Source organism: Longimicrobium sp., from assembly GCF_036280135.1.
Classification (GTDB): Bacteria; Gemmatimonadota; Gemmatimonadetes; order Longimicrobiales; family Longimicrobiaceae; genus Longimicrobium.
Map to the genome: position 1 here is coordinate 1 of NZ_DASURI010000445.1, position 7322 is coordinate 7322.

General features: G+C 71.0%; 4 protein-coding genes and 1 pseudogene. 1 reads left to right on the plus strand and 4 read right to left on the minus strand.

Annotated features, from left to right (window positions below):
- Positions 1-271 precede the first annotated feature (271 nt).
- Positions 272-3742 carry a methionine synthase gene (metH, locus tag VFZ20_RS14410; protein WP_329684598.1) on the minus strand — a complete coding sequence of 1157 codons (3471 nt, stop codon included), beginning with the start codon at positions 3740-3742 and terminating at the stop codon, positions 272-274.
- 745 nt (positions 3743-4487) lie between these two features.
- On the minus strand, positions 4488-4619 hold the full coding sequence (locus VFZ20_RS14415) for a hypothetical protein (protein ID WP_329684599.1): 132 nt from the start codon (positions 4617-4619) through the stop codon (positions 4488-4490).
- Between the two features lie 15 nt (positions 4620-4634).
- Here VFZ20_RS14415 and VFZ20_RS14420 point away from each other — a divergent pair, with 15 nt between their 5' ends.
- Positions 4635-5147, plus strand: coding sequence for a hypothetical protein (locus VFZ20_RS14420; protein ID WP_329684600.1), 513 nt, complete (start codon positions 4635-4637; stop codon positions 5145-5147).
- A 145-nt stretch (positions 5148-5292) separates the two neighbouring features.
- On the opposite strand, the gene VFZ20_RS14425 is transcribed toward VFZ20_RS14420, so the two are convergent.
- Together VFZ20_RS14425 and VFZ20_RS14430 are read right to left on the minus strand one after the other, a co-directional pair.
- Complete coding sequence (locus VFZ20_RS14425) at positions 5293-5637, minus strand: hypothetical protein (protein WP_329684601.1); 345 nt, start codon at positions 5635-5637, stop codon at positions 5293-5295.
- A gap of 182 nt (positions 5638-5819) precedes the next feature.
- A pseudogene (locus VFZ20_RS14430) lies at positions 5820-7322 on the minus strand (hypothetical protein); the annotation flags it as partial.

Genomic DNA, 7322 nt, shown 5'->3' on the forward strand with positions numbered 1-7322 from the left:
GGATCTCGCCCATGCCCAACCCCTCCCCCGAAGTTGGGGGAGGGGTCGCCACCGAGCCGCGAGGAACGAGCGGCGCAGGCGGCGGGGGAGAGGGCCCCCCGTCGCGCAGCGACGGGAATCCGCTCCATCGAATGTGCCTTCCACCCTTCCCACTCCGCCCCGCCGCTCCCCCGCCCTCCCGAACTCCCCGCCCGCCGCCATTCACTCCCGCACTCCCGCACTCCCGCACTCCCGCACTAACGCACTCCCGCACTTCCGCACTTCCCCGCCCTCACGTCGGCGAGAAGTACTTCGCCGAGGGATGGTGCACCACCAGCGCCGCCGTCGACTGCTCCGGGTCCAGCTGGAACGCCGTCGTCAGCCCCACGCCGATGGTCTCCTTCACGGGGAGAATGCGGAACAGCGTCTCGTGCTGCTCGATGTCCGGGCACGCCGGGTAGCCCCACGAATAGCGCAGCCCCCGCTCGTCGCCCACGCCCAGCTCCTGGCGAATGCGGCGGTTGACCAGCTCCGCCGTGCCCTCCGCCGTCTGCACGCTGAAGCCGTGCAGGAAGTACCCTTCGGAGTAGTCCCCGCCCTGGTTGCGGCGCTCGATGAACTCCGCCGCCCGGTCGCCGCTCGTCACCACCTGCAGGGCGATCACGTCCTCCGGGCCCTTGCCGTCCAGCGGGCGAAAGTAGTCCGCCAGCGACAGCTGCTCGCGGTCCTCCTGGCGCGGGAAGTCGAAGCGCCCCAATTCCGTCGTGCGGTCCGCCGGGTCGTAGACGACCACGGAGTCCTCCACGCGCGCCGCGGGGAAGTAGCCGTACACGGCCTTGGGCGACAGCCAGCGCTGCGTGCGCGCCTCCAGCGTGTAGCGCTTGAGGCGGGGCTCGAAGTCCTCGCGCACCACGCGCTCCCACTCCTCGCCCTTGAGGTTGCGGCCGCCCCACTGCATGCGGTACAGCGTGTTGCGGTCAATGCACTCCACCACGTCGTCGATGGGGATGCCCAGCAGCACCTTCCATCCCCAGAACGGCGGCTGGGGCACGTCCGCGGGGGCCACGGCGGGGTTCTCGCGGCTGGCGGGCCTGAGCTCGCGCGCCTGCGCCTTGCGGGCCTCGTACTCGGCCTGGCGGCGGATCATCTCGGCGTTGTGCTCGCGGACGAACGACTCGCCGTCCGCCGCCATCAGCCGGTCCATGGTGGCCAGCCCCTCGAAGGCGTCCTTGCAGTAGAACATCCCCGCCGGGTACGGCTGCTCCCCGGCGATCATGGCCGCCGTCCGCACGAAGCTGGGGTTGATGGCCGCCCCGCCGACGAGAAGCGGGTACTGGAGCCCGCGCCGGTGCAGCTCCTGCGCGGCCAGCGGCATCTGCTTGCTCGTCGACACCAGCAGCGCGCTCAGGCCGATGGCGTCGGCCCCCACCTCCTCGGCCTTTTCCAGGATGGTGTTCACGGGCACCTGCTTGCCCAGGTCGAACACCGTGTAGCCGTTGTTGGTCAGGATGGTGTTCACCAGCGACTTGCCGATGTCGTGCACGTCGCCGTACACGGTGGCCAGCACCACCTTGCCCTTGGTCTGCCCTTCCGTCTTCTCCAGGTAGTTCTCCAGCCGCGCCACGGCCTTCTTCATTACCTCGGCGCTCTGGAGGACGAACGGGAGGATGAGCTCGCCGGCGCCGAACTTGTCGCCCACCTCCTTCATCGCGGGGAGAAGGACGTCGTTCAGCACGGGGACGGCGCCCAGCTTTTCCACGGCGCGGTCGATCCACTCCTCCACGCCGTCCTTCTTGCGGTGCAGCACCTTCCAGTGCAGCGCCGCCTCCGGCGTCATGTCCACCGTGGGGTCCACGGCCGACTCCACCTCCGTCCCCTTGCCCTCGTAGAAGGCGATGAACGCCGCCAGGGGGTCGTGCGTCTCCGTCCGGCGATCAAAGATCAGGTCGTCGGCCAGCTTGCGCTCGTCCTCGGCGATCTCGAAGTACGGCTTTACGTGCGCGGGGTTGATGATGGCCGTGTCCAGCCCTGCCTGCACGCAGTAGTGCAGGAACACGCTGTTGAGCACCGCGCGCGCGGCCGGCGACAGGCCGAACGACACGTTCGATACGCCCAGCGTCGTCAGCACGCCGGGCAGCTCGCGCTTGATGGCGCGGATGCCCTCGATGGTCTCGATGGCGCTGCGGCGGAACTCCTCGTCGCCCGTGGCCAGCGTGAACGTCAGGGCGTCGAACACGAGCGCGTCCGGCGTCAGGCCGTACTCGTCCACGGCGATGGCGTGGATCTTTCGCGCGGCCTCGAGCTTGGTCTCGGCCGTCTTGCACATGCCGCCCAGGTCGCGGTCGATGGTCAGGGCGATGACCGCCGCGCCGTGCGCCGCCACGTGGGGAAGCACGGCGTCGCATCGCTCGCGGCCGTTCTCCAGGTTGATGGAGTTGACGATGGCGCGGCCGGGCGTCTGCTCCAGCGCCACGCGGATGACGTCGGCCTCCGTGCTGTCGATGCACAGCGGGGCCTCCACGCCCTGGCTCAGCAGCTTGACGACGGTGCGCATCTGCGCGTCCTCGTCCTGCCGCTCGGTGAGCGCCACGCACACGTCCAGCACGTGCGCGCCGCTCTCCGTCTGGTCGCGCGCCACTTCCAGCACGCCGTCGTAGTCATCCGCCAGCAGCAGGCGCTTGACCTTGCGCGAGCCCTGCGCGTTCACCCGCTCGCCGATCATCGTGGGCGCGGGCTCCTGGACGAGGTCCGTGGCGCGGATGCCCGAGGACAGGCGCGGCACGTACGTAACCGTCCGCTCCTTGGGCTTGACGCCGCGGATGCGCTCCACCAGCTCACGGATGTGGTCCGGCGTGGTGCCGCAGCATCCGCCCACCACGTTCACGCCGTGCTCGCGGATGAACTCCTCCATCTGCTCGGCGAACGAGGTGGAGCCCAGCGGATAGACGGCGCAGCCGCCCTCGTTGTGGGGGATGCCCGCGTTGGGGATGCAGCTGATGGGCAGGCGGCTGTTCTCGCCCAGGAAGCGGATGGCCTGCCGCATGTGCTCGGGCCCCGTGCTGCAGTTGAGGCCGATGACGTCGGCCCGCAGCGACTCCAGGGTCACCATGGCGGCGGCGATGTCCGTCCCCAGCAGCATGCGGCCGCTGGTGTCGAGCGTGACCTGCACCTGCAGGGCGACGGGGCGGCCGGCGTCCTCGATGGCCTGCCGGCAGCCGAAGATGGCGGCCTTGACCTCCAGGATGTCCTGCGACGTCTCGATGAGCAGCACGTCCACGCCGCCCTCGATGAGCGCCGCCGCCTGCTCGGCGAACACGGGCACCAGCTCGGGGAGGGTGATGTTGCCCAGCGTGGGGTCGCTCGCGGAGGGCAGGAACCCGCTGGGGCCGATGGAGCCCGCGACAAAGCGCGGGCGGCCGTCCTGCGCGGCAAAGCGGTCCGCCACGGAGCGGGCCAGTCCGGCGGCGGCCACGTTGATCTCGCGGACGCGGTCCTGCAGGCCGTACTCGCGCAGGGTCAGGCGGTTGGAGCGGAAGGTGTCCGTCTCCAGCACGTCGGCACCGGCCTCCAGGAACGACGCGTGGATCTCGCCCACCACGTCGGGCCGGGTGATCACCAGGTAGTCGTTGCACCCCTCCAGCGGCTCGCCGCCAAAGTCGGCGGCGGTCAGGTCGTAGCGCTGGATGCTGGTGCCCATGGCGCCATCGAACACCAGCACGCGGTCGGCGAGCGCGGCAAGGTACGGCGAGCGAGGCTGCGTCATCGGTTCAAACCCCAAAACAAAGAACCCCCGCGACTCATGTGGGAGAGTGCGGGGGCGGTTACGCGCGGATCGGCTGTCTGGCTCCGGTCCATCCCGACTCTTTAGCGTTTTTTACGAGGCGCAAGCGGTCGCGCAAATCCCCTCGGCACGCTGGTGGGTGCGTGCAGGGCAGAATCTACGCGGAGCGCGGGATTGCGGCAAGGGGGCGGACGGGCGCGTGAACTGCGGGTTACGGGGGGACAGGTTACAGGGGACGGCCGGCAACGGCCTCGGCTCGTGCGTGGTGCATGGTGGCGACGAAGCATCGGGCCCGCGATGTTCGAAGGCGGCTCCCGTGCGTGAGGGTCGGCCACGCTCAGAGGTTGTTGCCAAACCTCGCGCTTCGGACCGCGTCATCCTGAGGAGCCGCCGCGTGGTCCCTGCCCGAACGTGATCTCTGGCGGCGACGAAGGATCTTGTCCGCGAAACTCTGCGGCGGCCCTCGTGCACGGAAGCCGTGTTCGAGTTTCGCACACAAGATCCTTCGGTCGCGCCAAGGTCTTGTGTGCGTTCAGGTTGCGCGCGGCGCTCCCTCAGGATGACGCTCGCTGGCGTTGATCCAAGGTTGGTTGGCAACACCCGCTCAGGATGACGCAACGCGTGACACTTCGCGGAGCGGTGGATGAAGTCCGTGAGGAGCAGGCAGACGCAGAAAAGCCCCGGCGCCATGAAGCGCCGGGGCTTTATTACGTCCCGCGGGCGCGACTTACCGCTCGTCCTGCTCGCGGATGCGGGCGTGCTCGGCGCGGACACGGTCGCGCTCCGCGCGAGCCTCCGTGCGGGCGCGGGCGGCATCGGCACGCGCACGGTCCACCTCCGAGCGCACGATGGCGCGCACCTGGTCTCCGTCCGCATGACCACGCACATCCTCGCGGGCCTCGGCACGGGCCGCAGCGGCGGCTTCGAGAGCGTCGGCGCGGGCTTCGGCGGCGTGCTCGCGGGCCTCGGCGCGGGCTTCCTCCGCGTGGACGCGGGCCTCCTCGGCATGCACGCGCGCTTCCGCGGCGTGCTCACGGGCCTCCACGCGGGCACGCTCGCCATGGGCGCGGGCTTCGGCGGCGTGGCGATGCGCTTCGGCGCGGGCGCGGTCGGCCTCCATGCGGGCGCGCTCGCCGTGCGCGCGGGCTTCCGCCGCGTGGCGATGCGCTTCGGCGCGGACGCGGTCGGCCTCCGCACGGGCCGCGGGGGGCGCCACCTGCGCGGCCAGCGACGCGGGCGCGGCGACGAGCGCCAGGGTCAACATCCAGTGAGCCTTCATGATGCGAGCTCCGTCGAACGAGGCGAGAAAGAAATCGATCGAGCACCGCCGCGGGTGGATCGACCGTGGTGCCATCTGCTTAGTTGCGGTCCAGGCGCCCAGGGTTGAGAGGCGGCTCGCTTCCTAATCTTCCCTGAACGAAGTGCGAAAGTGCGAAAGTGCGAGAGTAACTGCTCGCAGGATCGCATCTCGCCCCATTCACCAACGCGACGAGCCCCGGCCGCTGGAAAAGCGGGCCGGGGCTCATCTCGTCTCACACGCCGCGGCGACGGTCGCGGCGGTCCTCGCGGCGATCGCGCACGTCCTCGCGCCGGTCGCGGCGGTCTTCGCGGCGGTCGCGCACGTCCTCACGCCGATCGCGGACGTCCTCGCGGCGGTCGCGGATGCCGCCGTCGTGGCGCGCGTCGCGGCGGTCCTCCGCGCGATCGCGGCGATCCTCGCGCCGATCGGCCACGTCCTCGCGCCGGTCACGGCGGTCCTCGCGCCGGTCGCGCACGTCCTCCATCCGGTCGCGGACGTGCGCGCGCGCGTGCTGCGCGGACAGGCTCGCGGGCGCCACGGCCAGCGCGGCCGCCACCATCATCCAGTACGCCTTCATGCGGGTTTCCTCGGGCTTCGGGGTCTGCCGTCACCGCCCCTCATCGGCGGCTCACCCCATCGTACAGCCCGCCCCGCCCCGGCGTTGGGCGCGGATCCGCATCCTCCGGGAAACGAGAGCGGGCGGGCGCCGGAGATCCCGACGCCCGCCCGCTTTTCATCCATCCCGTCCAGCCGCGCCGCCTACCTGGTGCGGACGACGATCAGCGCGTACGGGCTCGTGGGCGCCACGCCGCCCGAAAGCGCCGTGATGGACGCGAAGCCGTCCTCGGGCACGCCGAACCGCGCGAACGTGCTGCCGCCCGCACGCGAGTACGAGAGCGTGAGCGCGGTGCCGTTGCCCAGATTGCGGGCAAGGAACGGCTGGCCGCCCAGCTGCGCAAAGAGCGAACGGTAGTTCCAGCTGGGCTGCTGGTACTCCGTGGCCAGCCCCGCGACGGCGTCGTCGGCGTAGATGCCCGCCGTGAAGTCGCGCAGCCACGCGTCGGGGTCCGCCCCGGTGGCGGCCTGCAGGTTGGCCCTGCCCGTGAGCGTGGTGTTGGCCAGGCTGTACCAGAACGCCGACTCGGTGCCGTTCACACGGTCCGACGCGTAGCGCAGGAACGCCCACAGCGCCCCGCGCTGCCCCAGGGTGACGTTGTCCTTGAACGCCGCCGTGGTGTCGGGCCGCTGCAGCCAGGCGCGGATGCGGGTGAAGTGGCCGTTCTGGTAGGTATTGAACGCCGCCACCCGCCGCGAGGCGGCGACCCCCTGGGTAAGGTTGGCCAGGGTAATGTTCTGCCGCGGCGCCAGGCCGAACGACGTGCGGTAGAACATCAGCTCCTCGGCGATGCCGCTCAGGCCCTCGTCCAGCCACGCCTCCTCGAGCGTGGTGGTGCCGTGCACGTGCACGCGGCGCGAGGCATTCACCAGGTGCTGCAGCTCGTGCCCGGCGCTGCGGCTGGTGTTGCCACGAACCAGCGAAACCGTTCGCACGTTGCTGTTGACGGCGCCCGTGGGGTCCGGCGTGAGCATGTAGATGATCTCGCCCACGTTGCTGCGCTCGCAGGTCGCCGCGGGGAACACGTCACGCGACCGGAAGCTCGCGTACTCCACCGTGGAGCTGGCGGGGGGCGACAGCTCGTTCATGGCGCGCGTAAAGAACAGCACCACCCGCCCGTTGCCGTCGATGTCCGACGGCGTGCCGAAGCTGGACGTGATGGCGGGATAGGCGATGCTGTCGAACTCCAGCGCGATGGAGTCGTACTGCGCCGTCGTAAAGCCGCCGGCCGGGTTGGCCGTGTCGCTCACGATGATCACGCTGGCGCCCACGCTGCGCACGCGGCCCGTGCGCAGGTCCAGCGCCCCGCTGCACTCCTGCGCCACGTTCAGGCTCATCAGGTCGTCCAGGGCAGGCACGCCGGGCGTGATGGCCCGGCGCGGACCCGCCGTGGCTCCGCGGCGGGGCAGCGACAGGCGCGCGGCCTGGGCGCGCTCACGGGCAAGCCGCCGCGCGTGCGCCTCGTCGCCCGCCCGCAGCGCCTCGGCGTCCAGCGACGCCAGGCGCGGGCCGCCCGCCGGCGACACGGAGGGCGTGGGGGGACCCGTCACCGCCTGGATGCCGGTGCCCGTCAGGGACAGCGACAGCGCCGACGACGTGGACAGGTTCAGCGGCATGTAGGTGTACTCCGCCGCCGCGCCGGCCCC

What these genes read in the sequence shown, in the direction of transcription:
- metH (WP_329684598.1), bottom strand. Translation starts at nt 3,742, where the DNA reads ATGACGCAGCCTCGCTCGCCGTACCTTGCCGCGCTCGCCGACCGCGTG.
- VFZ20_RS14420 (WP_329684600.1), top strand. Translation starts at nt 4,635, where the DNA reads ATGACCACGCACATCCTCGCGGGCCTCGGCACGGGCCGCAGCGGCGGC.
- VFZ20_RS14425 (WP_329684601.1), bottom strand. Translation starts at nt 5,637, where the DNA reads ATGAAGGCGTACTGGATGATGGTGGCGGCCGCGCTGGCCGTGGCGCCC.